Source organism: Cronobacter condimenti 1330 (assembly GCF_001277255.1).
GTDB classification, from domain to species: Bacteria; Pseudomonadota; Gammaproteobacteria; order Enterobacterales; family Enterobacteriaceae; genus Cronobacter; species Cronobacter condimenti.
On record NZ_CP012265.1, the window covers coordinates 61,032 to 83,491 of the forward strand.

At 55.8% G+C, this 22,460-nt stretch carries 23 protein-coding genes and 1 pseudogene; 14 read left to right on the forward strand and 10 right to left on the reverse strand.

The annotated features are described in order from the left end of the window. The first annotated feature begins 92 nt into the window (after window positions 1-92). The 4 genes from AFK62_RS20200 to AFK62_RS20215 are packed head-to-tail and all read left to right on the forward strand — an operon-like array spanning window position 93 to window position 2,351. Window positions 93-635, forward strand: a complete 543-nt coding sequence (locus AFK62_RS20200) for a carbapenem self-resistance protein CarG family protein (protein WP_053532131.1) — start codon at window positions 93-95, stop codon at window positions 633-635. Further along, entirely contained in the window at window positions 632-1,174 is a 543-nt protein-coding gene (locus AFK62_RS20205; RefSeq protein WP_007670479.1) for a hypothetical protein, read from the forward strand. The genes AFK62_RS20200 and AFK62_RS20205 overlap by 4 nt, the downstream gene beginning before the upstream one ends. Window positions 1,175-1,221: 47 nt before the next feature. Then, window positions 1,222-1,917 carry a helix-turn-helix transcriptional regulator gene (locus AFK62_RS20210; RefSeq protein ID WP_007670481.1) on the forward strand — a complete coding sequence of 232 codons (696 nt, stop codon included), beginning with the start codon at window positions 1,222-1,224 and terminating at the stop codon, window positions 1,915-1,917. 56 nt (window positions 1,918-1,973) lie between these two features. Then, window positions 1,974-2,351: a VOC family protein gene (locus tag AFK62_RS20215; protein WP_007670483.1), complete on the forward strand. Its 378-nt coding sequence runs from the start codon at window positions 1,974-1,976 to the stop codon at window positions 2,349-2,351. A gap of 56 nt (window positions 2,352-2,407) precedes the next feature. Here the strand turns inward: AFK62_RS20215 and AFK62_RS20220 are convergent, their stop codons facing one another. From AFK62_RS20220 to AFK62_RS23115, 3 genes are all read right to left on the reverse strand, one after another. Continuing rightward, window positions 2,408-3,298 (reverse strand): GNAT family protein, encoded by an 891-nt coding sequence (locus tag AFK62_RS20220; protein WP_032984295.1) that lies wholly within the window; start codon window positions 3,296-3,298, stop codon window positions 2,408-2,410. Window positions 3,299-3,539: 241 nt separating this feature from the next. Next, window positions 3,540-3,986: an NUDIX hydrolase gene (locus AFK62_RS20225; RefSeq protein WP_007670486.1), complete on the reverse strand. Its 447-nt coding sequence runs from the start codon at window positions 3,984-3,986 to the stop codon at window positions 3,540-3,542. Between the two features lie 265 nt (window positions 3,987-4,251). Continuing rightward, complete coding sequence (locus AFK62_RS23115) at window positions 4,252-4,473, reverse strand: darcynin family protein (protein WP_226991885.1); 222 nt, start codon at window positions 4,471-4,473, stop codon at window positions 4,252-4,254. Between AFK62_RS23115 and AFK62_RS22970 the strand changes: the two are divergent. Continuing rightward, window positions 4,402-4,594 (forward strand): annotated as a pseudogene (locus AFK62_RS22970) (hypothetical protein); the annotation flags it as partial. The gene AFK62_RS23115 and the pseudogene AFK62_RS22970 overlap by 72 nt on opposite strands. Here the strand turns inward: AFK62_RS22970 and AFK62_RS20230 are convergent. From AFK62_RS20230 to ycgZ, 4 genes are all read right to left on the reverse strand, one after another. Next, window positions 4,581-5,327: a metallophosphoesterase gene (locus tag AFK62_RS20230; RefSeq protein WP_053532132.1), complete on the reverse strand. Its 747-nt coding sequence runs from the start codon at window positions 5,325-5,327 to the stop codon at window positions 4,581-4,583. The pseudogene AFK62_RS22970 and the gene AFK62_RS20230 overlap by 14 nt on opposite strands. Before the next feature lie 132 nt (window positions 5,328-5,459). Continuing rightward, window positions 5,460-5,726 carry a biofilm development regulator YmgB/AriR family protein gene (locus AFK62_RS20235; protein WP_032984304.1) on the reverse strand — a complete coding sequence of 89 codons (267 nt, stop codon included), beginning with the start codon at window positions 5,724-5,726 and terminating at the stop codon, window positions 5,460-5,462. A gap of 52 nt (window positions 5,727-5,778) precedes the next feature. Then, on the reverse strand, window positions 5,779-6,078 hold the full coding sequence (locus AFK62_RS20240; RefSeq protein ID WP_007670507.1) for a hypothetical protein: 300 nt from the start codon (window positions 6,076-6,078) through the stop codon (window positions 5,779-5,781). A 166-nt stretch (window positions 6,079-6,244) separates the two neighbouring features. Further along, window positions 6,245-6,484: a regulatory protein YcgZ gene (ycgZ, locus tag AFK62_RS20245; protein ID WP_007670514.1), complete on the reverse strand. Its 240-nt coding sequence runs from the start codon at window positions 6,482-6,484 to the stop codon at window positions 6,245-6,247. A 404-nt stretch (window positions 6,485-6,888) separates the two neighbouring features. Here ycgZ and AFK62_RS20255 point away from each other — a divergent pair, with 404 nt between their 5' ends. The 3 genes from AFK62_RS20255 to tehA all read left to right on the forward strand — a co-directional run bounded on the left by AFK62_RS20255 (window position 6,889) and on the right by tehA (window position 10,311). Further along, a complete protein-coding gene (locus AFK62_RS20255) occupies window positions 6,889-8,106 on the forward strand; it encodes a diguanylate phosphodiesterase (protein ID WP_007670525.1) in 1,218 nt (405 codons plus the stop codon). Between the two features lie 235 nt (window positions 8,107-8,341). Continuing rightward, window positions 8,342-9,085 carry a MerR family transcriptional regulator gene (locus tag AFK62_RS20260; protein ID WP_032984298.1) on the forward strand — a complete coding sequence of 248 codons (744 nt, stop codon included), beginning with the start codon at window positions 8,342-8,344 and terminating at the stop codon, window positions 9,083-9,085. 221 nt (window positions 9,086-9,306) lie between these two features. Then, on the forward strand, window positions 9,307-10,311 hold the full coding sequence (gene tehA, locus AFK62_RS20265) for a dicarboxylate transporter/tellurite-resistance protein TehA (RefSeq protein ID WP_007670528.1): 1,005 nt from the start codon (window positions 9,307-9,309) through the stop codon (window positions 10,309-10,311). A gap of 60 nt (window positions 10,312-10,371) precedes the next feature. On the opposite strand, the gene AFK62_RS20270 is transcribed toward tehA, so the two are convergent. Next, window positions 10,372-12,297 (reverse strand): methyl-accepting chemotaxis protein, encoded by a 1,926-nt coding sequence (locus AFK62_RS20270; protein ID WP_053532133.1) that lies wholly within the window; start codon window positions 12,295-12,297, stop codon window positions 10,372-10,374. Window positions 12,298-12,742: 445 nt separating this feature from the next. On the opposite strand from AFK62_RS20270, the gene AFK62_RS20275 reads away from it, so the two are divergent. Beyond that, window positions 12,743-13,138 (forward strand): hypothetical protein, encoded by a 396-nt coding sequence (locus AFK62_RS20275; protein WP_032984847.1) that lies wholly within the window; start codon window positions 12,743-12,745, stop codon window positions 13,136-13,138. A 140-nt stretch (window positions 13,139-13,278) separates the two neighbouring features. Further along, window positions 13,279-13,827, forward strand: a complete 549-nt coding sequence (locus AFK62_RS20280) for a thioredoxin fold domain-containing protein (RefSeq protein WP_032984846.1) — start codon at window positions 13,279-13,281, stop codon at window positions 13,825-13,827. Window positions 13,828-13,865: 38 nt separating this feature from the next. On the opposite strand, the gene AFK62_RS20285 is transcribed toward AFK62_RS20280, so the two are convergent. Continuing rightward, window positions 13,866-14,387, reverse strand: coding sequence for a GNAT family N-acetyltransferase (locus AFK62_RS20285; protein ID WP_007679872.1), 522 nt, complete (start codon window positions 14,385-14,387; stop codon window positions 13,866-13,868). A gap of 102 nt (window positions 14,388-14,489) precedes the next feature. Here AFK62_RS20285 and AFK62_RS20290 point away from each other — a divergent pair, with 102 nt between their 5' ends. From AFK62_RS20290 to AFK62_RS20305, 4 genes are all read left to right on the forward strand, one after another. Continuing rightward, window positions 14,490-14,813, forward strand: a complete 324-nt coding sequence (locus AFK62_RS20290) for an antibiotic biosynthesis monooxygenase family protein (protein WP_007679871.1) — start codon at window positions 14,490-14,492, stop codon at window positions 14,811-14,813. Then, window positions 14,806-15,204 (forward strand): hypothetical protein, encoded by a 399-nt coding sequence (locus tag AFK62_RS20295; RefSeq protein WP_007679870.1) that lies wholly within the window; start codon window positions 14,806-14,808, stop codon window positions 15,202-15,204. The genes AFK62_RS20290 and AFK62_RS20295 overlap by 8 nt, the downstream gene beginning before the upstream one ends. Then, window positions 15,177-15,902, forward strand: a complete 726-nt coding sequence (locus AFK62_RS20300; protein ID WP_007679869.1) for an ArsR/SmtB family transcription factor — start codon at window positions 15,177-15,179, stop codon at window positions 15,900-15,902. Before AFK62_RS20295 ends, AFK62_RS20300 begins: the two co-directional genes overlap by 28 nt. Before the next feature lie 335 nt (window positions 15,903-16,237). Next, on the forward strand, window positions 16,238-16,852 hold the full coding sequence (locus tag AFK62_RS20305; RefSeq protein WP_007679868.1) for a response regulator transcription factor: 615 nt from the start codon (window positions 16,238-16,240) through the stop codon (window positions 16,850-16,852). Window positions 16,853-16,880: 28 nt separating this feature from the next. Here the strand turns inward: AFK62_RS20305 and AFK62_RS20310 are convergent, their stop codons facing one another. Continuing rightward, the gene (locus AFK62_RS20310; protein WP_053532134.1) at window positions 16,881-22,451 is read right to left on the reverse strand and encodes a trifunctional serine/threonine-protein kinase/ATP-binding protein/sensor histidine kinase; all 5,571 of its coding nucleotides are present in this window, start codon (window positions 22,449-22,451) and stop codon (window positions 16,881-16,883) included. Between the last annotated feature and the right edge of the window lie 9 nt (window positions 22,452-22,460).

A 22,460-nucleotide genomic window follows, 5' to 3' on the forward strand; every position in this document is an offset into this window, starting at 1 on the left:
CGCAGCCGTTATCGTAGTGCGCGGGTCTGGTCAAGCCAGCGCACCGCAACAGATAATAACCATAATCATCTATTTTAAAGGGAACGATTAAGATGAAACTGAGCGCGCTGTTTTTCGCTTTGCTGCTGACAAGCGCCTGCGTCCATGCTGAACAGATAACGCCTGTTGCGCTGAAAGATGGCCCGAATACGCTCGATCTGAATCAGGATGGCATCGCCGATCTGCTTTTATCCGCCACGTACGATAATAATACCTCGCACCCCAGCAGCACGCTGACGATATATATCCAGAAAGACCACGCGTGGTTAATTGTGCCGGTGCCGGACGGCGAGGGCTTTACCTGGAGCGATTTCCGTCTCTCTGCTTCAACGACCAAAATCAGCGGTTACGAACTCTATCAGGCGAACCATATTTTTTATCTGGTCAGCGCGGTGAAAGTAGCCGACGCATCAGAAAGTACTGATTTGACCGATGCCACCGCCGTAAAATTCACGCGCTACCGGATAGCCAGTAACACGCAGGACCCAGGCGTCTCCGCGTTTTTCTGGCAACCCGCCGGGGCGTATACCACCGACACGTCCTTTAACGATATCGACGACGCGTTCCGCACGCTGAACATGGATAAATTTTCGTGAAAGCATGGGCGGCGCTGGCCCTGTTTTTTAGCAGCGTCAGCAGCGCCGCGCAGCAGGACGAGCCATACCGTGCGCTTATTCAGCAGGCGCTGGACGAACGGCCGCTTTGTCTTGGGGAAACTACCTGGCCTGTGACCAGTCGCGCCGGGACCGAGCCGTGGCTGAACGCCCGCATGGAGGCGCTGGTCGATGCCGGGCTTGTCGTTACGCATCAGGAAGGCCACCAGAAAGTCTGGACGCTGAGCCACCAGGGCCGCGCGGAATATCACCGTCATCACGATTTTTGCTACGGGAGAATGCGGGTCGGCACGATAAGCGAGATCCACTCGCAGCACGATGGCGTCCAGGTGACGTTTACCTATACGCTGTCGGCCTTGCCTGAGTGGGCTAAGACTGCTTCGCTGCGCATGGCCGACGCAGAACTCGATAATCTCATCAGCGGCAACAAAAACGTGCGTTACCAGGCCTTTTTTACGCGCGATGTGCATGGCAAACTCAGGCTGACGCGCAGCCCCGAGCCGCTCGATCTGCTCTACTGACGTCATCACATTTCCGCCTGCGACAGGCACGTAACCCGAGAACCGACATGACCCGCACACAACGGCTTCTGGAATTGCTGCAGCTTTTACGGTCTCATCGCTACCCGGTCACCGCGGCGACGCTTGCAGAGCGGTTAGGCGTTAGCGTGCGCAGCGTTTACCGTGATATTGATACGCTGAAGACGCAGGGTGTTGAGATCGAAGGCAGCGCGGGGATTGGGTACATTTTGCAGTCCGATTACCATCTGCCGCCGTTGATGTTTGACACTCACGAGGTCGATGCGCTGATGCTCGGCCTGCACTGGGTGATGCGCCATACCGACCCGCAACTGGAAGCGGCGGCCCGCAATGCGGTCGCGAAAATACGCGCCATCCTGCCGGATAACCTCGCACAGCATATTCATTATCCTTCACTGATGGTCGCCCCGGCTGCAAGCGACAGCAGCCTGCGGTTTCTGGCGGATATTCGTCAGGCCATTCATCAGCGCCGAAAGCTCGAGCTGGTGTATGCCGATAAAGACGGCGTGGCGTCCTCGCGTGTGGTCTGGCCGATAGCGCTCGGTTTTTTCGAGGCGGTGAGGGTGCTGGCGTGCTGGTGCGAGCTGCGCCAGGCGTTCCGGCATTTTCGTATCGATCGCATGCAGCAGGTGACCGTCAGCGCGCAGCCGTGCCCGCAATCCCGTTTTAAGTTGCTGAAAGAGTGGAAGAATGCGCAAGGCATTGCTCAGGCAAAAACCTACTGACAAAAACTGTCACGCCCGGCTGTTACTGTCATGGTTCACCTCAAAAGGAGAGCATTATGTTAACGGCCGATATGTCTATTCTTTATGTTCAGAACGTCCTTAAAAGCGCTGAATTTTATTCCACGCTGCTTGGCTGCGAGCCAGTCGAGAAACAGCCTACGTTCGCGTTATTCGTACTGGATAACGGTTTCAAACTCGGATTATGGTCCTGCTATACCGTTGAGCCGGCGGTGAATCAACGCGCCCCGGTGCCGTCGGGCGAAATTGTGTTTAAGGTGCAGGAGCGCGCTGAGGTTGATCATTTCTATACGCTCTGGTGTATGGAGCGTCACGCGACGGTTATCCAGAGCCCGGTCGAGCTGGATTTTGGTTATACATTCTCAGTTATTGATCCGGATGGTCATCGCCTGCGCGTCTGCTTTCTGGATATGTAACCGTTACTGAAAAATCAGGGAAAACGGGGAATAGCCCCTTTTCCCCTGTGCAGAGGTCAGAAAAAGGTTCTGCCGAGCGGGACGATATCGCACCACTGCTTTTTATAGCCCCAGTGTCCTATATAAACCCCAAGTGAAAAACACATCGCTTTATTTTCTTTCGCACACAGCGCGCGGGCATTATTGGTATTGAGCCACAATAAAATACTGCCGAGATTTAGCGACGTATACTGCGTGTCGTAGCCGCCATTGATGTCATCAAAATAGATGTATGACGCATTCTGGCACATAAAAATAATATCGAAGGCGCAGGGCCGCCCTTCAATAAACAGGACGCTGCCAAAAATCATATGACGCAGCGCGTCAAAGGTGCGCACTAAATCGTCATGGGTGAAACAATACAGTTTACCCTGCCAGCGCTGGGTAAACAGCTCGGTATAAAAGGTGGCCAGCTCGGCGGAGGAAAAGCTGCTGGCCTCGCGGACCACACCGCCGAGCGCGCAGAATTTCTCAAACTCTTTGCGCCGCTTTTTCTCGGACGTATTCGAGATTTTTTGTTTGATATACGCGACCTTATGTTTGAGTCGCCCGGAGAAGAGCGTATTGATAAACGCGCCCTTATGCGACGGCGAGAGGCGCTTGGTGGTGACGGGTAAATAGGTGCGTGCAGGCTGGCGCAGTGGGAACCAGACATCATCAAACACAAAAGGAAAGCGTTTATGGTGCAGACTGCTTTTACCCTGAAGCGAAAAACAGGCGCCCGCATCTTCACCGTTCACGTTCAGCGCAAAATAATCGGGCTTCAGATTAAGCTCATCGCTTAAAAAACGCAGCACATCAGGGTGAGTACAAACGGAACCGCCAAACTGATAGTAAATACGTTGATAATCACCCGCGTCACATTTCTTCCAGCCAGCCAGATCCCCAATAAGTTTTTTAAACTGCATCATGCCACACCTGTATGAATTCATTGCCGACGATAAATAAAAAAGTCCGTCAACGTGTTATGCGTGAAAATTTCCCGCCATTGTCGTCTGACTTTATTAAGAGAACATTAGGGGCATCCGCAGAGGAATAAATCATGAGGATTATCTGCGGGTGTACCTTCACCGTCAGGTTTTTATAATTGTGCGTGAACAGCGCGAGCAGACAGGCCTGCCGCTTAGTGAGAAATAAGAGCGCGCCGCGTTACGGTTGCGCGGACAGGATGTCCAGCAGTAGCGCCTGCGGGTAAATCGTCGCGGTGGCGGTCGTGAGTTCCTCGAGCGACCACCAGCGGTGATGGTGAATGACGCGTTTTTCATTGGCTGTCCAGCGGGAGAAATCCGTTTCTTCGCTCGCGGCATGAATAATAAAAAAGCGCTCGTCGGCGATCACCGTCTCGCCGCTCGGCAACAGCATGGTAAAGGTGCGTTGCGCCACTTCCGCACCGGGGGAGGTGCGCACGATGCCGGTTTCTTCCTGCAACTCACGTAGAGCCGCCTCGGTGAACGTTTCGCCTTCTTCTACGCCGCCGCCCGGCGTCGCCCAGTATGCACGGCCCGCCAGCGCATCGTCGTGATGCGAAAAACGAAATAACAGCAGTCGCTTTTCAGGGCTCAGGATCAGTAAACGCGAAGCAGGGCGTGTGCGCATGGCGGTTTCCTTATGGGCTCGATGTCGCGCGGCCGTATCCGCGGCTGCGCTTTGATTCAGGCTTATCGTCGAGCCCGAAGTATATCGAAAACGGTGTGTCAGGGAGCAATGTCAGCGGTAAAAAAGCTACCCGCATTGATGGCGGCAGGCTGTGGCAATCCTGAAGCGCAAGACGGCTCACAGAATCCCCCACTTTTTCCAGACGATGACTGGCCCTGCCGCGCGCATTCAAAATGCTGCGCCTCCACGCGATGTAAGATCGCTTTTATCTCAAAAAATCATTCCAGAACCGGATGTCACGTAGCGCTTCGATAAATGTCTGCCAGACGCCGTGGCTGGCGCCCTGCCACATCCACACATCCGTAATGTGAACAGAGCTCAAGGGTATCAAAATAGCGCAGCGTAAGCGCCCCCTGACTGCCTTGCAGGCACGCCGGGCAACCGTGACGCGTTGGTTCGCCAGGAAAGCCCGGGCGCATGGGGGCATTTTTTCTCGCAGCATACTGGGATGATTTGCGCGCGGTGATCTGCCCGGACGATGAACAGTTTGAACGCTCTCAGACCATTACGTTTTTCAGCATGAAGTGCAGGGCATCACACCGCTGTAACAGAAATAAAGTGGCTCGCGAGGGCATCATGCGCATACCGGTGCACAATCAATGCGGGCAGATCGCCTGCCTCAGGCACATAAGCCTCGCCGAGCCAGAGCGGATTAGCAGGACAAATCGACCCACAGATATAAGCCGGGATACCGGCAAGCATTCCCGCCGCCGGGCGATGGACGTGACCGGTGGCTATCGCAAGCGGTCTTGCCGGGTGCGCGCCCAGCAAAACACCCAGCGCGTCGCGCCCCTGACACATCAGCGCATCCATTGTCGGAATGCCACTTTCAAAAACGTGATGGTGTAAAAAGAGCAGCGTCTGCCGTCCGCAGGCACCGTTAAGCTGCTGTGAAAGCCATGAAAGATGTGCGTCAACGCTGCCCGCCGCGCGACCTTCAAGGGTCGAATCAAGGCCGATAATCCGAAGCGCTGGGGTGTCAACCACGGCATGCAGCGGCCCGTTGTCGGGCGCCTCTGGCCACATTGACGGGCCCCATACAGCACGCATCGCGCCGCGATCGTCTGCATTGCCGGGCAGGATGATTATGCGGCAGTTGAAGGTAGCGAGCCGTTCGGCGATGCGTTGATAGCCCTCGTACCAGCCGTTGTCGATAAGATCGCCGCTTAAAACCAGCACATCCGGGTTGAGTGGCGTAAGCCACGTCAGCGCATTGTCCAGACGCGTCAGATTGAGATTATCCGGGGCGGCGTGAATATCGGAAAGTTGCGCAATCAGCATGAGGTTCTCAGTGGGGCACATTGACCGTGAGATGCCAGTTAGTATAGGGAAACCGCGGTGAGCGCGGGGGCTAAAATGAAAAAAGCCAGCCGGGTGAGAGACGGACTGGCTTTTGAAGGAATCAATTACGCGTCAGATATCATCGAGCGTATGGTCGACAACGATTTCCAGCGTTTTGCGAATGACGTCAGCCATCACCACGTCATCCGTGGTTTCCAGCACACCGATCAGGTGCAGGATAATCGCTTTATGGGTCAGGTGACCTTCGGTGGCGAGAATATTGCTCACAACCGCGCCCAGCAGAGCGGATTCCTGTGCGAGCATATCGCCTGCGTTACGGAAGTATTCAGACAGCGCTGTATCGGCAAATTCTGCCTGCAAATCTGTGGGCTTAAGCATCACCTGGCTCATTAACTGGCACCGTTATATTGTTAAAAGTTGCTGAATGTAGTCAGTGTTTTTTACTGCTGTCAGGCGGCGTCTTTTCACCAAACAGGGAATGAATGTTATCGCCGTTCCATTCTTTTCGCTCACGCGTGCCATTACGCTGTCCGGACACCCTTGAGGCGCTGATCTCGGTTATCACACGGGCTATCGCCTCGCGTCGCTGAGGATCAGACTCACTGGTCTCCATCGAGCGCAGTCGCGCAATCAGGACCCGCATATTAATGGGGCCTTTTTCTCTCAGAAGAGACAGTACTGCCTCTCCGATGATTTCATCTGTCAGTTGGTCTTTTTCACTTCTGTTCATAAATGCGTCTCTGAATGCCGCATGTCCCGCGCCACACGCGCGGGATACAACTTTTTCCGGTGGCATCCTGCCACTGAAAATTGTCAGGCTTTGCTAAGGCCTGCAATATCCCTCCGCCATCATTGTCTTAATCATCAGGAACCTGTTCGGTAAGAACGCCCTGGCGTTAGCGATCAAAAAGCAGACCGATCAGCGTCTGATAGTGACTCTCTTCTTCAACGCTGGAAGCCATTTCGAGACGACTAAGCAATTTGGTGCAGATACTTTTCTTGTTCAGGAGACGACCGTCGCGCAGAATTTCTACAACGATTTGCCCTAAGGTTTCTTGCTGAGTGGGCAGCGCCGCTTTGTCAAAGTATCGGGCAATGGCATTAGCTGTATCCGGAATGTAACCGTTCTGACGCATATGTCACTCCTGTTAAAATTTCGTAACTACTCACGGAATAGTTAGCAGTATACTAATCACAGGAATCTTGTACACCGCTTTTGTATAACTTAGCGCGCCGTATTGAGTGAAAAATCCATTAAATCGCTTTGTTTCATGCATTTAAAGCTAAATTTAATTTTTGCTTTTGCAGATAATTCTGTACTGAACAGGCGTTTTTTACGGAAAAACTGAAGAAAAAGGTTGTACAAGCCAGTCGAATCGTAATGGTTTTGTGAAAATCGGCATGGGATCATGCCTGAACCTGTACAAAGAAAACCCTTCCTGTCTCTCACTTTCCCTTTGTTTTTAACGCATTCATTACAAGACGCCTGTTGGGTCATCTGTTAAGGTGGCGGCTTATTCACCTATTCACAGGATGCATGATGCTCACAACCATAATTTATCGCAGCCATATCTGCGACGACGTTCCGGTCACGGTACTGGAAGAAATGGTGGATGCAGCAAATAACAAAAACGGTCAGGCCGACGTTACCGGCATTTTGCTTTTCAATGGCAGGCACTTCTTCCAGTTGCTGGAAGGCCCGGAAGAGGGCGTGCAGTCCATTTATCGCGCTATCTGCGCCGATACCCGTCATTACAATCTCGTGGAACTGTTATGCGACTACGCGCCGTCACGCCGCTTTGGCAAATCGGGCATGGAGTTGTTTGATTTGCGGGATTATGAGCGCGACGAAGTGCTTCAGCATGTACTGGATAAAGGCACCTCAAAATATCAGCTGGTCTATGGCGACCGCGCGCTGCAGTTCTTCCAGACCTTCGTGGAAGCGACAGAAAAAGAAAACTATTTCGAAATTCCGCCTGGCGATAGCTGGGATTTTATTACCGAAGATGACGGTGTTCAGGCACCTGACACGTTCAGGGCGCACACCGAATGCAGTTTTGCCTTCCAGCCAATTATCGACCCGCTCTCCCGTGAAGTGGTCTCGCTGGAAGCGCTGCTGCGTACCCCTGACGGCGCCCCGCCGCAGACCTTTTTTGAAGGGCTTCAGGGTGAGGCGTTGTATGAGACTGATCTGAAAAGCAAGAAAACCGCTTTTGCGATGGCGGGCGCGCTCAATATCGGCAAGCAAACCCTGTGTGTGAACCTGTTACCCATGACGCTTGTGAAAATTCCAGGCGCGGTAGATTTCCTGGTGCAGGAAATTCAGGCCAACGGGCTGGTGCCAGACCAGGTCATCGTGGAATTTACCGAAAGTGAGGTGATCTCACGTCTGGATGAATTTACCGGCGCCATTCGCCAGCTCAAAGCGGCGGGGTTGCGGGTGGCTATTGATCACTTTGGTGCCGGGTTTGCCGGGCTGTTGCTGCTCGCACAGTTCCAGCCGGATTGCATCAAGATTAACCACGACCTGATTCGCGATGTGCATAAAAGCGGCCCACGTCAGGCGATTGTACAGGCGCTCATCAAGTGCTGCGCTTCGCTGGAGATAGCCATTTCCGCAGTGGGTGTGGAGAAAGCCGAAGAGTGGATGTGGCTGGAATCCGCCGGTATCACGCTCTTTCAGGGGCACCTTTTCGCAAAACCCGCGCTTGGCGGCATTCCGGGTGTGGCGTGGCCGGAGAAAAAATTCGGCCTCTGAAGGCGAATTTCTCTTAAATCGCGCATGCTTGCACCGCATGCGCGCACTTCCTGTGATTTAACGCCTTTTACGTACACTTTTTTATTGCTCATGACGCTTTGACTTCATACCCTTAACATCCAGATGCCTCTAAAGTTAACTTCATGGTTGTACAATTAACAAAAATTGTACAAGCTAGGGAGAGTTAATGATTAGAGAGATTCCCGTGTCGGTTTTAAGCGTGAGTGAAGATCCTATGGCGTTTTACAGCATTGGCGAGATAGCAGAACGGTGCGGGATAAACCCCGTGACGCTGCGAGCCTGGCAGCGGCGCTATGGCCTGCTTAAACCTCAACGCAGCGAAGGCGGGCACCGCCAGTTCGATGAAGACGATATCCAGCGTATTGAAGAGATCAAACGTCTGGTGAAAAGTGGCGTGCCCGTGGGCAAAGTGAAAGCGCTGCTGGATAAAGACATGGTGGTGGCCCCTGAGACCTGGGGCGTATTGCAGGAAGAGATGATGACCGTGGTGCGTCAGGCGCGCCCGGCGACATTGCGTGCGAAAATCACTGCGCTGGTGCGCGAAAATGCCGTCGACGGTCTCATCGATCATGTGTTTTTACCGGTTCGTCGTCGTCTCAGCCTTGATCAATACACCGCGCCGTCAATGCGTAGCCTGATGGACGGCGCGCTGATTGAGTACGCCACGCTGTTTCTTGCCGAGGCACGCAAAAAAACCACCAAAGAAGCCTTGCTGATGGGCTGGGGAACGGTTGATCGCGCTCGTCTTTGGCTTGAAGCCTGCCGCCTCGCGCATCAGGGCTGGCACATCGACCTGCTTGCGGAACCGCTCGATCTGCCGCACCCGGAGCTGTTCCCAAACCAGCACTTTTTCGTCTGGACCGATGAACCGCTGTCCGAGGGACAAAAAGAGCGCGTGTCGCACTGGCAGGCCCAGGGCTTCGCTATTACCTTTTTAACCAATCCTGACCACGCATAACCGCGCCTTCGCGGCATTGCGGGGCGCAGGTGGTCACCTGTGCCGCGCGCCTCACCCTTCGCTGTCTCTTTCCCTTTCCTTCCTGGCGCTTTTTTCAGCCCTCGTTATCCGCTGCCCCTTGCGGCTAATAGCTGAAGGCGCTTATCAGGGATATCATACGCCGCTCAGAGTGACTTTCTGGCGTCCGGGCTTCGCGCCGGCGCGTTTTTCGTGAGCAAATTATGCATAAAAACCTGGGTTCCCGGACGGTGCTTAACCTGCCGGCGGGCTACTACGGCATGGTGTTAGGGATAATCGGCATGGGGCTTGCCTGGCGTTATGCCAGCACCATCTGGCCCGTCAGTCCGGTTATCGGCAATAGTCTGGTGCTGCTGGCAATGGTCGTCTGGCTGCTGCTGAGTATGGCGTTTATTTATCGTGCTGTGACCTTCTGGCAAAGCGTGGCGGCTGAATTGCGCCACCCGGTGCAGAGCAGTTTTATCAGTCTGTTCCCGGCGACCACGATGCTGGTGGCTATTGGCATGACGCCCTGGTGTCGGCCGGCGGCGCTGGTGCTGTTCTTCGCAGGCGTTGCCGCGCAGCTGGGCTACGGCGCCTGGCAGTCGGCGGGGCTGTGGCGCGGGAGCCACCCCGCTGAAGCCACCACGCCCGGACTTTATCTGCCTACGGTTGCGAACAACTTTATCAGCGCGATGGCCTGCGGAGCGCTGGGATTTCATGATGCAGGTTACGTGTTTCTCGGGGCAGGCGTTTTTTCATGGTTGAGTCTGGAGCCGGTAATTTTACAGCGGCTGCGCAGCGCAGGGGAGTTGCCCACGGCGCTTCGAACCTCGCTTGGGATTCAGCTTGCCCCCGCGCTGGTTGCCTGCAACGCCTGGCTTGCCGTCAACGGCGGGGAGGCGGATGTCTTCGCCAAAATGCTCTTTGGCTATGGGCTGTTACAGTTACTGTTTATGCTGCGCCTGATGCCCTGGTATCTGGCGCAGCCGTTTAACGCTTCGTTCTGGAGCTTCTCATTCGGCATCTCGGCGTTAGCCAGCACCGGGCTGCATCTCGGTCATCACAGCGCCAGCGGTTTTTTCCATACGCTCGCGGTGCCGCTGTTTATTTTCACGAACCTCATCATTGCCACGCTGCTTATCAGGACCGTCGTGCTGTTGATTCAGGGAAAATTACTGCTGCGCGTGGAGCGTCTTCCCACGCCGGGGCCGCAGAACGCGGAGTAAAACAGACAGCAAAAAGCCCGGCAGTGCCGGGCTTTTTTAGCATTCCTCCAGGGGAACTTGTCAGAAGGTTTCCCAGTCTCCCGCGCCGTCTGCTGCAAGCGTGCGGCTTGCGCTGGCCGGTGCGGCCGCAAAAGCGGGTTTCGCAGACGGTTTTTTCGAAATGGCATCGCCCAGCTTGAACAGTGAAATCAGCTGCGACAGCTCGCCTGCCTGCTGCTCCAGCGACGCGGCGGCGGCGGAAGATTCCTGCACCAGCGCGGCGTTCTGCTGGGTAGTGGAATCGAGCTCACTGACGGCTTTGCTGATCTGGTCGATGCCACGGCTCTGTTCGTCAGAAGCATGTGAGATTTCCGTCATGATCCCGCTGACACCCTCTACGGAAGAGACGATATCTTTCATCGTGTCGCCCGCTTTATTGACCATCGCCGAGCCAGAATTCACGCGGTCAACCGATTCCTGAATCAGACCTTCTATCTCTTTTGCCGCCTGCGCGCTGCGTTGCGCCAGCGTTCTTACTTCACCGGCAACTACGGCGAAACCGCGGCCCTGTTCGCCTGCACGCGCGGCTTCTACCGCAGCGTTGAGCGCCAGAATGTTTGTCTGGAACGAAATACCGTTAATGACGCTGATAATGTCTTTAATTTTGTTTGAGCTGTCGGTGATAGTTTTCATCGTATCCACGACACCCCAGACAATCTGACCACCGCTGCGTGCGTTTTCAGCCGCCGTATGGGCAAGCGTACTGGCTTCGCGGGCGTTATCGGCGTTGCGTTTCACGGTCGAGGTTAACTCTTCCATACTGGCTGCTGTTTCAACCACAGCGGCGGACTGTTCTTCGGTACGTGACGCCAGATCGGTGTTGCCGATAGAAATCTGCGAGGAGGCGGAGGCCACATAAACAACCGATTCCTTAATTTGGGTGATAAGCTCACGCAGTTTCTGGTTCATGGTCGCCATTGCGATACTCAGGCGGCCCAGCTCGTCATTCGAGCTCGCTTCAATCACCGCCGTCAGGTCGCCTGCGGCGATGCGCTCCGCCACATTCAGGTTATAGCGGATCTGCGAGGTCATCTGGCGGGTGATAAGCCAGGCGATAAAGAGCCCGATCACCACAGAACAAAGGGCCACGATCACGACGATATACATCACGTGGCTAATTTTGGTTTTACTTTTATCCGCCTGCAACTGCGCCAGTTCACTGGTGGTGTTATTAAGCTTGTCCGACACGGGAGGCATTGCATCGGAAGCCGCTTTGGCGTTTTTCAGCGCCAGAACGTAGGCATCAACCTGGCTTGCGAGCGTATTCAGTGCTGACTGGATAGCGTCTGCCGAGCTGACCACGGCCGTGCTGTTCTCGTTTTTAATGGCGTTCAGCTGCGCGGTGGCCTGCTGCATATCGGCGCTGAATTGCTGCTGCCCCTCTTTACCACGCGAGCCCACAATCGATGTGGCATCCGCTCGTAATTTTTCAACGTAGTAGAGCAGGTTAACGCTGGCTTTGGTCAGTGTATCGCTGTTGCGCAGGGCCTGGCTCGCTTCGCTAAAAGCTGGCTGGTTTGCAGCGTCCAGTACGTTTTTGCCTTGCGCAATGCTCGCGCTTTCCTGAGCAATAAAGTTGTTACGCACTTCTCTGTAGGCTTTTACCGTTACGCCGAGTTCTTCAAACAGCACACCGGTATCGTCCTCCCAGGAAAATTGTTTACCGCTTTCAATCTTCTCCGCCATTTGATTAATCGCGTTAAGGTTTTCCTGGGCGGCTTTTTCGTCATGGGTGGACTGGTACACCAGGCGGTTACGTCTGGCGGCACTTAAATCGTTATTGATCTGATTAAGCAACTGCTCTTTTTCAGCATGTTCGCTGATAGCTAAAAGCTGAGTGATGCTGATCCCAGAGGAAATGATAATAACGGCGACTAAAAGTGAAAAGCCGCCGAATAGCTTCGTTGCTACAGAAAGATTTTTAAAAATACCGGGTTTACCTGTCATTGCTCATTCCTCGGTTACTCACCCTGCCGTTACCACACACGTGCCGCCACTTTTCTCACGTCGCAATATTTGCGAGCGAATAATAAAAGCGGCAGACCATTCTTTGTTAAATTAATCCAAAAGGGTTATCGGCAGGGTGTAGGAATATATTAAGAGGGCTTTTTTACATCAAACTGGCATGCTCATAGAAATCACGGTGTTAGTCTTTTTACAGAAACGGATAGTTGTGATCTTATTAACAAAAGCAAAACGTAGGGTATAAAAATTAATACTTTGCATCAAAACCATAAGCCTGATCAGATTCTTAATAAGAGAATATATTTATTAGCCTGTTCATTCAGTATTCTTTTGATGAACGATTAAAAAGGCTTTTGCGGACAAATGCCGGTAAACGGTACGGGTAGACTAAACATAAAGGGGTGCATGACAATATATCGAGGTGTAAATAGTGTTTACTCATATGCGTATTGCCAGGCCGGTCAGTGACTTGCAGGCCTCTTTTCAGCTCTGGTCTCAGGGACTTGGCCTCATGCGGCTCGCCGGTTTTACCGATCATGCGGGCTTTAGCGGCATCATGCTTGGTCGTGACGATCTCCCCTGGCATCTGGAATTCACGGTGTGCGTGGATCATCCCGTCACGCCGTCGCCCGGTGATGAAGACCTGCTGGTGCTTTACTACCCGGACCACGCCGAATGGCAGCAGGTTTGCCGCACGCTTGAAACGGTAGGCTTCACCCGCGTTCGTGCGTTTAATCCTTACTGGGACGTGAACGGGCGCACTTACCGCGATCACGACGGGTATCGTGTGGTCATTCAGAACCGGGCGTGGCGTGGTGACTGAACAATAAAAACTGTCGCGCTATCAGCAAATCCTGATAAAGATCATGTCAGTTGCGGCGCGAGCAGATACACTCGTTGCGCGAATTTTCGCAAAATAATAATAAATTAATCCCGGTTTGTGAGGGAATACAGGGGCATAAAATGAAGTATTCAGCGTTACTGGCGTTTGGGATGTTATGTCTTAGCACTGGCCATGCGTTATCTGCGACACCGACAACCTCACCCGAGCTCAGTTATCCGGAAATGATGAAAACAATATCGGGTTTACAGCCGCTGACATTCAAAGCGGCCCATGAAAAACACCAGGTGTTGGTATTTATCGATAACCAGTGCAGTTATTGCACCTATGTTGTTAAGAATGTTGATAAATATACCGATGCCGGACTGACCATGTCGTTTTTAACCGTCGCGCCCGATTCCATCCGGGATTCCGTAATTAGCGATATGGCCCGCGTCTGGTGTTCTGCGGACAAACAAAAAAGCCTGAAGAATGCGATGGTGGGCTTTTTGCCGAATAACGACGCCACCCCCGCCTGCGAAAACCTGGTTAAAGCGCAGTCGGATTTCGCCGTAAAAAATGGCGTGAACGTGACGCCAACCATGGTCGTGCTGGATAACCCGCCGCAGGTGATTATCGGCAGCCAGCCACCGGACGCTATTCTGGCGAGCCTTCACGCCCCGCAAAAATAAATACGCCTTCCAGCGCGCTGCGATGACCGGGCGCGGTTTCACTTTCTGAGTTTAAGGCGCATCGCGCATCGCGCCGCGCGGCAGAAGCCGTGCGCCGCTTCGTCATCGAGCACCCGTATCAGATGTGCCGGCAAGTCGGCTTGGGCGATGACATCAAAGCCGAGACGCTCATAAAACGGCTGATTCCACGGGACCGTCCTGAAGGTGGTAAGGGTGACGGCATGAAGCGCGCGCTCACGGGCGCAACGAATTGCATCCGCCATCAGTAATTTCCCCATTCCCTGGCCCTGATATTCCCGCGTGACCGCCACGCCCAGAATATGCAGCGTGTCATCCACGTAGTCGCCATTGATAAACCCGACAGGAATATCATGTTCATCCACCGCGACAGCAGAATACCCCTCAGCCAGGAGACGATGATGCAGGGTATCTGACTGCACGCCAGCCGTCGCAACCCATTCCAGGCCGGGGATTGTCGTGAATGCGCTGTCCGCTGAGCGCTCAATTACCCCAAGCTGCGTAATCTCTTCATCTGCGGTCTTTCTGATACGAAATGTCATTCTGGCTCCCTGTGGCTGCGCTATCCATATTTCGCCCGCGGGCGAAGCATCCGTTTTTTAGATCCTTACACTGCAATACGCATTCAGTGAAGGAGAAGGCCAATGATAGCCGTTTTATTTGAAGCACAGGCGCTGCCCGCAGCGCAGCAACGTTATTTCGATCTTGCCGCCGGGCTCAGACCGCTGCTGGCGACCGCGCCGGGGTTTATTGATATCGACCGTTTCCAGAGCCTGACGACACCCGGGAAATTACTGTCGCTCTCCTGGTGGGAGAGTGAAGAGGCCGTACGCGCCTGGAAAAGCAACCTTATGCATCAGGCTGCCCAGCAAGAAGGGCAGGACAGCATTTTTGCCTGGTACCGGATCCGCGTTGCCCATGTGCTTCGCGATTATTCATCAGATACAAAGGATAACTCACATGTATGATATTCACGTGGTGCTGAACAATACCCCCGGTGCGCTGGCGGCGCTCGGGACGCTACTCGGTCGCAGCGGTGTAGGCCTTGAGGGCGGCGGTGTGTTTACCGTCGCAGATAAGAGCCACGCGCATTTTCTGGTAGAAGCGGGTGAAACGGCGCAGCGGGTACTGGTGGACGCCGGATTTCAGGTGCAACGGGTTGCTCGCCCGCTTATCCGCAAACTGCCGCAGGCGCGCCCGGGCGAACTCGGCGACATTGCCCAGGCGCTTGCCAGCGCCGGCGTGAATATTCTTGTACAGTACAGCGATCACAGTAACCGGTTGATTCTTTTAACCGATAACGACAAGCAGGCTGAAAAGGTAACCCGACCATGGGCAGTTCCCAGCGTCACCCCCTGAATGACGAGGCGCCGGTTCCGCGTCTGGAGCAGGCTATGTCCGGCGTGGCGGCGGCTATCGCCGATCCGTCACGTGTCGCTATCCTCTGCGCGCTGATGGACGGGCGCGCGTGGACCGCCACTGAACTTAGCACCGTGGCCGATATTGCGCCGTCGACCGCGAGCGGCCATCTCTCGCGGCTGATGCAGCACGGGCTAATTGTCTGTCTTTCGCAGGGCAGGCATCGCTATTACCGGCTGGCGGGCCATGAGATTGCCGGATTGCTGGAAAATCTAATGGGGGTTTCCATGAGCCCTCGTCGGGTGCCTGAGCCCGGCACGCCTGTGCATTTGCGACAGGCCCGTACCTGTTATGACCATCTCGCCGGGGAACTCGCCGTGAAGATGTACGCGTTTATGTTGGCGCAACAGTGGCTTACGCCGGAGGGCGACGCGCTGACCGTCGAAGGAAGACAGCATTTTGCGGCGCTCGGCGTGCCGCTGGCTCTGAAACCCAGACGTAAAGTGTGCTGCCCGTGTCTCGACTGGAGTGAAAGACGATATCACCTGGGCGGGGAGGCGGGCGCGGCACTCCTGACGCGGTTTGTTGAACAGGGCTGGTTTGTCCGCACCCCCGGTTACCGTGAGATCCTCGTCACCCCTGCCGGGCGTACCGCGCTACACCGTTATTTCGGGATTGATACGGTTTATCCAGACTGAAGGCTGCGCGTTATTTAACGCGCCCGTTTCTGTGCGCCGCGATGTAATAACACGTCTATAAAAACACCGCTTCGCTTATTATTCATACCAGGAATTTCCTCATAACCGAATTGCATGAGAAATTGCAGATAACCCTATAATCACTGCTGCTATTTATAATTGAAATTTGATATGCCACGCATTAATCGTATAAGAGAATAAGTCACCAGGGCGTGGTAGGATTACTATTATCGTAAAATTGTCATTTTTCTGCGGTATAGAGAAAGCGTGATGCTTTCATGAAATAAACATCACCTGCGTAAAATATATAATGACTGACCATCGCCGAGGCTTTTATGGAACATATTGTCTATGTTGTGGATGATGACAGTGCCGTCAGGCACGCCATCGTCTCGCTGCTGGGCTCCGCCGGGCTTGAAGTACGGGATTTCGCTACCGCGGAGTCCTTTCTGGATCATGCGTTTGAGGCTATTCCCGCCTGTGTCATTCTGGATATGCAAATGCCTGGCATTTCTGGCTTTGAGGTCGCGCAGACGCTGAAAGCGCGCGGGCGCGATCTGCCCGTTATTTTCCTGACGGGCTACGGCACCATTCCCCTGTCGGTCCAGGCGATGAAAAGCGGCGCGTATGAATTTCTCACCAAACCGGTCGTACCGGACGAATTAATTGCCTCGGTGGAAGCGGCGCTGCGTTTTGCCGAAGAAAACGCACAACATTCACGCCAGCATTATGATTTGAAACAGCGTCATTTATCGCTGACCCCGCGCGAGCAGGAAGTATTACAACTGGCCATTAGCGGTCTGTTGAATAAACAGATAGCCCACGAGCTGGGTGTCAGCGAAATCACCGTTAAGGTTCACCGCAAACGGGTGATGGAAAAAATGCAGGCACGATCGCTTGCGGATTTAGTTCGGGCGGCGGAGCGACTCTCCATTCGCTCCGCCGTGTAACCCCCGGCCGCGTCCTTGCGCCGGACTATTACTGTGCCTGGCGTGCCAGCGGCAGGGTAAACGTAAAGCAACTGCCGCACGGTTGCCGGGCGGCGACCGTGAGTTTGCCCTGATGATGCTCGATGATGGTGTGGCAAATGGTCAGCCCCATCCCCATACCCTGCGCTTTGGTTGAATAAAACGATTCGAAAATCCGCCCGGTGAGCGCCGCGTCAATGCCCGTGCCGGTATCTTCAATGTCGCAGCGCACTGTGCCGTGCGCTGGCGTGCAGGTTGAGAGCGTCAGCACGCGTGGTCGCCCCTGCACCTCGGCCATCGCCTCTACCGCGTTCATCACCAGGTTCAGCAACACCTGCTGGATCTGCACGCTGTCACCATCAATCACGCTGTCTGCCGCAGCCAGCGCATACTCGACCTGAATATTGCGCTGCTCCAGTTCGCTGCGCGAGAGTGACAGAATATGGCGAATCAACGCGTGCAGATCGATAGCGGCGAACACCGGAGCCTGTTTGCGGGTAAGCGACTGGAGGCTGCGGATGATTTCTCCGGCGCGCTCCCCTTCAGTAACAATTTCGCGCAGCCCGTCGCGTACTTTCTCCAGTTGCGCCGGGTCGCGATCCAGCCAGCGCAGGCTTGCACCCGCGTTAGCGACAATGGACATCAGCGGCTGGTTAATTTCATGGGCAATGGACGAGGTCAGTTGACCAACCGTTGTGGCGCGGGAGACGCGCGCCAGGTCGGCCTGCGCGACACGCATCGCATCTTCAGCCAGACGTTGTGTCGTGATATCTGTAATGATGCCGTAATACTCATTCACTTCGCTCCCCACGCCTACCGGGTCGCCAATCCCCAGCAGATAACGCATCACGCCATCGGCGCGGATAATGCGAAACTCCGCGCGCATGGTCAGCCCGTCGCGCACGCTTTCGGTCACCAGCGTGCTGATGCGCGGGTAGTCATCCGGGTGCACAAAGGTCAGAAACTCCGCCATCGAAATCATTTTCTGTTTTTCCGGCAGGCCGAGAATGCGCGCGTACTCCTCTGACATAAACATCAGATCCTGTTGCAGCTCCCAGCGCCAGCTGCCGGTGTTGCTTATCTGCTCGCCCAGCATCAGCGAGGTCTGGCTGGCGCGCAGCTCTTTTTCCACGCGACGGCGCTGGATGTTTTCTTCCAGAAGCTCGGCATAAAGACGCGCGGTTTCAAGCGACACTGCCGCCTGCGCGCCGAGGAGGCTCACCACGCGCGAATGCTCGGCGGTGAACACGTCCGGCACCAGTCGGTTTTCGAGATAAAGCACGCCCACGAGCCGCGCCTGTTTGAACATCGGCACGCACATAACGGCAGCACCGGAGGCGACCAGATAGGGATCCTGGCTAAACGGATGAAACTCTTCGGGCTTGCCGGTACGGATCTCCTGACCGGTGCGAATGACGGCGGAGAGCACCGAAAGCGGCAGGTCGCTTTCCATGGGCAGCTCATGCAGCGTGCGCACGTGCACGCCGTCGGTACTGGTGGTGGCGCTGGCTTCAATCTCCGGCACGTGATTTTCCGACACGCGGATGAGCAGCCCGCGCTGCGCCCCGGCGCGCTCAAGCACAATCGTCATCAGAATTTCAATCAGCCGTTCAAGGTTTATCTCTTCAGATAACGCCCTTGAGGCTTTAATCACACTTTGCAGGTCGCGGATCTCTTCATTTTGCGCAAACGCGACCGTGTCATACGCGCTCGCCTGTCCGGGCGCCAGCAGGTGAGGGAACGCGAGTTCCAGCTGGCGCACTTTGGCCTGCGCCCCGGCGCGGCCCCAGGCGGCGATGGCGCCACGATAGTGCGCATCCGCTGTAGTGGTGTAGCCGCACGAGCGCGCGAAACGCCCGGCAAGTTCATGGGCCAGCGCGTGGTACGGTGTAAACCCGGCGTCGCGCGACAGCGTGATTGCGCGCTCGTACTGCTCCAGCGCGATGCTGTTCATGCCGTCGAGCCGCACAATCTCGGCATAAACCAGCGCCTCTTTATCCGCGAACGTGCCGGGATTGACCCGCGCCCAAAGCGCGATTTTGTCATAATGCTGGTGAATGCGGCGGCGGTATTCGGCGGAGAACGTCTCTGGCGTCAGTTGCAGCGACAACGACAGCGCGCTGTAAACGTGATAGTCCAGCAAATGAATATGCCCCGGCGCCGACCATGCCAGCGCGCCTGCGTGCTCCAGGTTTTCTGCGGCCTGTGCGTAGTCGCCACACGCGAAATGCGCCATCGCACGATAGAGCCAGAACCAGAATCCCAGCGTAGACATTTGCTCTGGCGCGTGACCGGAAGCCGACGGCAGCAACGCGTGCGGGAAATGCTCATCGGCATGCCACTCCGGGCCTGCGGGCGTGCGCAGGTGCTGTACGTAATACCGCTGAATTAACAGCGTATTTTCTACATCGCGAAATTGCGTTCGGCGCACAAAGGCCAGGCTACGTTCGATGGTCGTCAGTACGACATCCAGATGGTCGCCCCGGCTTAAAAAATTGATTATCTGGTGACAGGCCGCGAAACAGGCCACGGTCATATCGCCGTAAGTGACAGCGGAAGTAAACGAGGCGCGGGCGCAATCGACGGTGAATGACAATGGCTGTGTCCAGACACTTAGCTGATCGAGCGCCAGCAGCGTCTTTGCCTCAAACGCACTGTAGCCGTAGCGCGTCACCTGTTCGCGGGCAAGCGTGCCGTATTCAAAGCCCAGTTGATATTCACCATAACGGTGACCGACCAGCACCCCAAACCAGGCCATCGCGGTGGTCGATGCGCCGCAAACGCCGTTATCAAGCGTGAGGTGCATCATGCGACAGAGCAGCAGAAAGTGCAGGCGCGGGCAACTGAAGCTCGCAAACAGGCTCGCGCTGTTCAGCAGGTTCATCACCGCGTCCACTTCGGGATTGTCCATCGGCGAAAGCGTGCCAAAGGTGGCGGCGGGCGCGTCGCCGGCGCGGTGGCGAACGTGCGCCCACGCCTGCGCGCATTCGTCAGCGGTCGGTTCGCGGTTAATATGAATACCGAACACGCCAAGCCAGCGCAGCGCGGTTTCCAGCGCCAGGCGCGGATTGGACTGGCGCATATACACTTCCGCCAGCAGCAACGCCGCCAGCGCTTTTTCCGTGAGCGCACCGGGTGCAATCAACAACCCTTCGCACAGCGCGCGGGTGTTATCGAAATGGCCGAGCGCCAGATGGCATTCTGCCTCTTCGGTATCCAGCGTGAAATCTGGCGAGGCGGCGTCATGACCGAGCGCACGGGCGGTCTTAAGGTAATTTAGCGCCGAGAGATAATCACCGGTAAAGCGGGCCCGCCGCGCCGCCAGCATGCTCAGCTCACGAAACATCTGGCGCTGCGAGGCAGGTTCGATGCTGCCTATCGCCGCGGTGACGTGATGCACAGCGCGAAACAGCAGCTCGTTGCCTGCCGCCTGGCGCGCGGACTGAGCAAGCAGGCTCGCTGTGGCCAGATGAATGCGGCTTTTCTCACCAGGTTCCAGCAGCGCGAACGCGGCCTCCTGTACGCGATCGTGCGTGAAGGCGTAGTCATCATTATTCAGGGTGACCAGTTGCGCGACGATAGCCGGATGCAGCCGGTAGACAATCTCGGCGGTCGACATCCCTACCACGCCGCTGACCGTGCTTAGTTCGCCGGTGCAGCCGAGACACGCCATGCCGCCCAGCAGCTTTTGTGTCTCCGGGGGTAACCCTTCAAGCTGTTGCAGCACCAGCGCCAGGACATTTTCGGTGTAATGGTGCGTGCGAATGGTCTGGAGGGAATAGCTCCAGCGCTCCTGATACGCGTTATACGTCACCAGCCCGTCATCAACAATTCGCCGGAAAAACTCATGCATGAAGAGCGGATTGCCGCCGGTTTTCTCATGGATAAGCGCGGCGAGATCGGCCGTGCAGGCCGGCGTGGTGTGCAGTAGCGTCGCCAGCCAGCGCGCCACGGCTTTGACCGGCAACGGCGTCGGATGAAGGGCGGTCGTATGTTGCGCGCTGGCGGCAAGACCAGCGAATGCGTCGCGATGACGATGCTCATCGCGGTACGCCACCACCATTAAAAGCGGTACGGCGGCGCAGTTTTGCAGCAGATAATCCAGAATGTCCAGACTCGCGGCATCGGCCCACTGCAAATCATCTAATAACAGCACCAGCGGGCGGCCAGGCGTGGCGAAGGTTTTGACCAGCGCCAGCACCATATGGTTGAAACGCGCGCGGGTGTCGATGGCGAAGGTGTCCGCCGAAAAGCCCTGGCGGATCTCCAGCAATAAACGCAGCTCCGGCACCAGGCTTACGGCCAGTTCTTCATAGCCTTCCAGGGCGCGTGAGAGCCGCGCGCGCCAGTGGGCGACCTCTTCGCTTTGCCGACCAAGCAGATGCAACGTAAGGGCGCGAAACGCCGCGCTTAGCACCGCCCAGGGCAGGGCGGGCGCAAACTGATCGACCTTGCCGACCGCCAGGAGCGCATTGCGCTGTTGCAGCGCCTTGAGGCCCGAGGCGAGCAGCGCGGATTTGCCAATACCCGACGGCCCGCTCACCGTCACCAGTCGCGACAGCCCGCTGCGGCTCACTTCGTCAAAAGCGTTAATCAGGTCAAGCGTCTGCGGATGCGTCGTATACAGCGTGTCCGTGAGCTGAAACGCGAATGCGCGATCCTGTAACCCCGGCGGGAACGTGGCGATGTCGCGTCCGTCAATGAGCGTTGCCTGACAGCGCCGCAGGTCGGCGATGAGCCCATCCACGGTTTGATAGCGGCCTTCGGGCGTTTTTGCGAGCAGCCTGAGGATGATGTCGGATAGCACCGGCGGAAGCCCAGGGCGCATCTCATGCGGCGCGCGCGGCTCGGACGCCACATGGTGATGTGCCCATTCCGCCTGGCTGTTACCGCTCAGCGCAAAGGGCAGACTGCCGGTCAGCAGTTCGTACAGCACTACGCCGAGGCTATAGAGATCGCTGCGGCTGTCGACAGCGCGCCGGGTATGAGCGGTATGTTCCGGCGACATATAGGCCGGCGTGCCGCCTGTAACGGGTAGCTGCGCCTGGCGGCTTTCATCACAGATAAGCGTTGAAAGCCCGAATCCGCCGAGGCGGCAGGAGGCGTCGTCATACAGGAATATATGGCCTGGTTTGATATCGCCGTGGATCAGATTGCGCAAATGCATCTGCTGAAGAGGAGCGCAGATCCGCAGGGCCAGCTCCAGGAAACTGGCGAGACTGGCCATTGGTTTGCCGGTCATACCGGTCAGTAATTTGAAGGCAAATGGCGAGTAAACCAGCGCGAAACGGCCACGAAACTGCGTGCTGGCGGCGGGTTTTACCGCCCAGGCGCTGTTGAGCGCGTCGCGCAGCGCGAATTCATTGCGCAAAAGGCGCGTAGCGCTCGACTCTTCTTCGTCGCTCACGGCGGTGGCGATAAAAAACGCGCCGCCGGAGTGATGATGACGGCCTTTAAGCCAGGAGACCCCGCCCTCCTGGGCCAGGAGGGTAAAAATAACATCTTCTTTGAGCACAAAGGCCCGGTTTTCGCTGAGGTTACCCTGCAGCGGCCAGATCACTGGCTCTGACGCTTGACTCATCCATCATCC

What these genes read in the sequence shown, in the direction of transcription:
- AFK62_RS20225 (WP_007670486.1), bottom strand. Translation starts at nt 3,986, where the DNA reads ATGCGCACACGCCCTGCTTCGCGTTTACTGATCCTGAGCCCTGAAAAG.
- AFK62_RS20305 (WP_007679868.1), top strand. Translation starts at nt 16,238, where the DNA reads ATGGAACATATTGTCTATGTTGTGGATGATGACAGTGCCGTCAGGCAC.
- AFK62_RS20230 (WP_053532132.1), bottom strand. Translation starts at nt 5,327, where the DNA reads ATGCTGATTGCGCAACTTTCCGATATTCACGCCGCCCCGGATAATCTC.
- AFK62_RS20295 (WP_007679870.1), top strand. Translation starts at nt 14,806, where the DNA reads ATGTATGATATTCACGTGGTGCTGAACAATACCCCCGGTGCGCTGGCG.
- AFK62_RS20200 (WP_053532131.1), top strand. Translation starts at nt 93, where the DNA reads ATGAAACTGAGCGCGCTGTTTTTCGCTTTGCTGCTGACAAGCGCCTGC.
- ycgZ (WP_007670514.1), bottom strand. Translation starts at nt 6,484, where the DNA reads ATGCGTCAGAACGGTTACATTCCGGATACAGCTAATGCCATTGCCCGA.
- AFK62_RS20210 (WP_007670481.1), top strand. Translation starts at nt 1,222, where the DNA reads ATGACCCGCACACAACGGCTTCTGGAATTGCTGCAGCTTTTACGGTCT.
- AFK62_RS20240 (WP_007670507.1), bottom strand. Translation starts at nt 6,078, where the DNA reads ATGAACAGAAGTGAAAAAGACCAACTGACAGATGAAATCATCGGAGAG.
- AFK62_RS20310 (WP_053532134.1), bottom strand. Translation starts at nt 22,451, where the DNA reads ATGAGTCAAGCGTCAGAGCCAGTGATCTGGCCGCTGCAGGGTAACCTC.
- AFK62_RS20235 (WP_032984304.1), bottom strand. Translation starts at nt 5,726, where the DNA reads ATGCTTAAGCCCACAGATTTGCAGGCAGAATTTGCCGATACAGCGCTG.
- AFK62_RS20215 (WP_007670483.1), top strand. Translation starts at nt 1,974, where the DNA reads ATGTTAACGGCCGATATGTCTATTCTTTATGTTCAGAACGTCCTTAAA.
- AFK62_RS23115 (WP_226991885.1), bottom strand. Translation starts at nt 4,473, where the DNA reads ATGCCCCCATGCGCCCGGGCTTTCCTGGCGAACCAACGCGTCACGGTT.
- AFK62_RS20270 (WP_053532133.1), bottom strand. Translation starts at nt 12,297, where the DNA reads ATGACAGGTAAACCCGGTATTTTTAAAAATCTTTCTGTAGCAACGAAG.
- AFK62_RS20280 (WP_032984846.1), top strand. Translation starts at nt 13,279, where the DNA reads ATGAAGTATTCAGCGTTACTGGCGTTTGGGATGTTATGTCTTAGCACT.
- tehA (WP_007670528.1), top strand. Translation starts at nt 9,307, where the DNA reads ATGCATAAAAACCTGGGTTCCCGGACGGTGCTTAACCTGCCGGCGGGC.
- AFK62_RS20290 (WP_007679871.1), top strand. Translation starts at nt 14,490, where the DNA reads ATGATAGCCGTTTTATTTGAAGCACAGGCGCTGCCCGCAGCGCAGCAA.
- AFK62_RS20285 (WP_007679872.1), bottom strand. Translation starts at nt 14,387, where the DNA reads ATGACATTTCGTATCAGAAAGACCGCAGATGAAGAGATTACGCAGCTT.
- AFK62_RS20220 (WP_032984295.1), bottom strand. Translation starts at nt 3,298, where the DNA reads ATGCAGTTTAAAAAACTTATTGGGGATCTGGCTGGCTGGAAGAAATGT.
- AFK62_RS20300 (WP_007679869.1), top strand. Translation starts at nt 15,177, where the DNA reads ATGGGCAGTTCCCAGCGTCACCCCCTGAATGACGAGGCGCCGGTTCCG.
- AFK62_RS20260 (WP_032984298.1), top strand. Translation starts at nt 8,342, where the DNA reads ATGGCGTTTTACAGCATTGGCGAGATAGCAGAACGGTGCGGGATAAAC.
- AFK62_RS20255 (WP_007670525.1), top strand. Translation starts at nt 6,889, where the DNA reads ATGCTCACAACCATAATTTATCGCAGCCATATCTGCGACGACGTTCCG.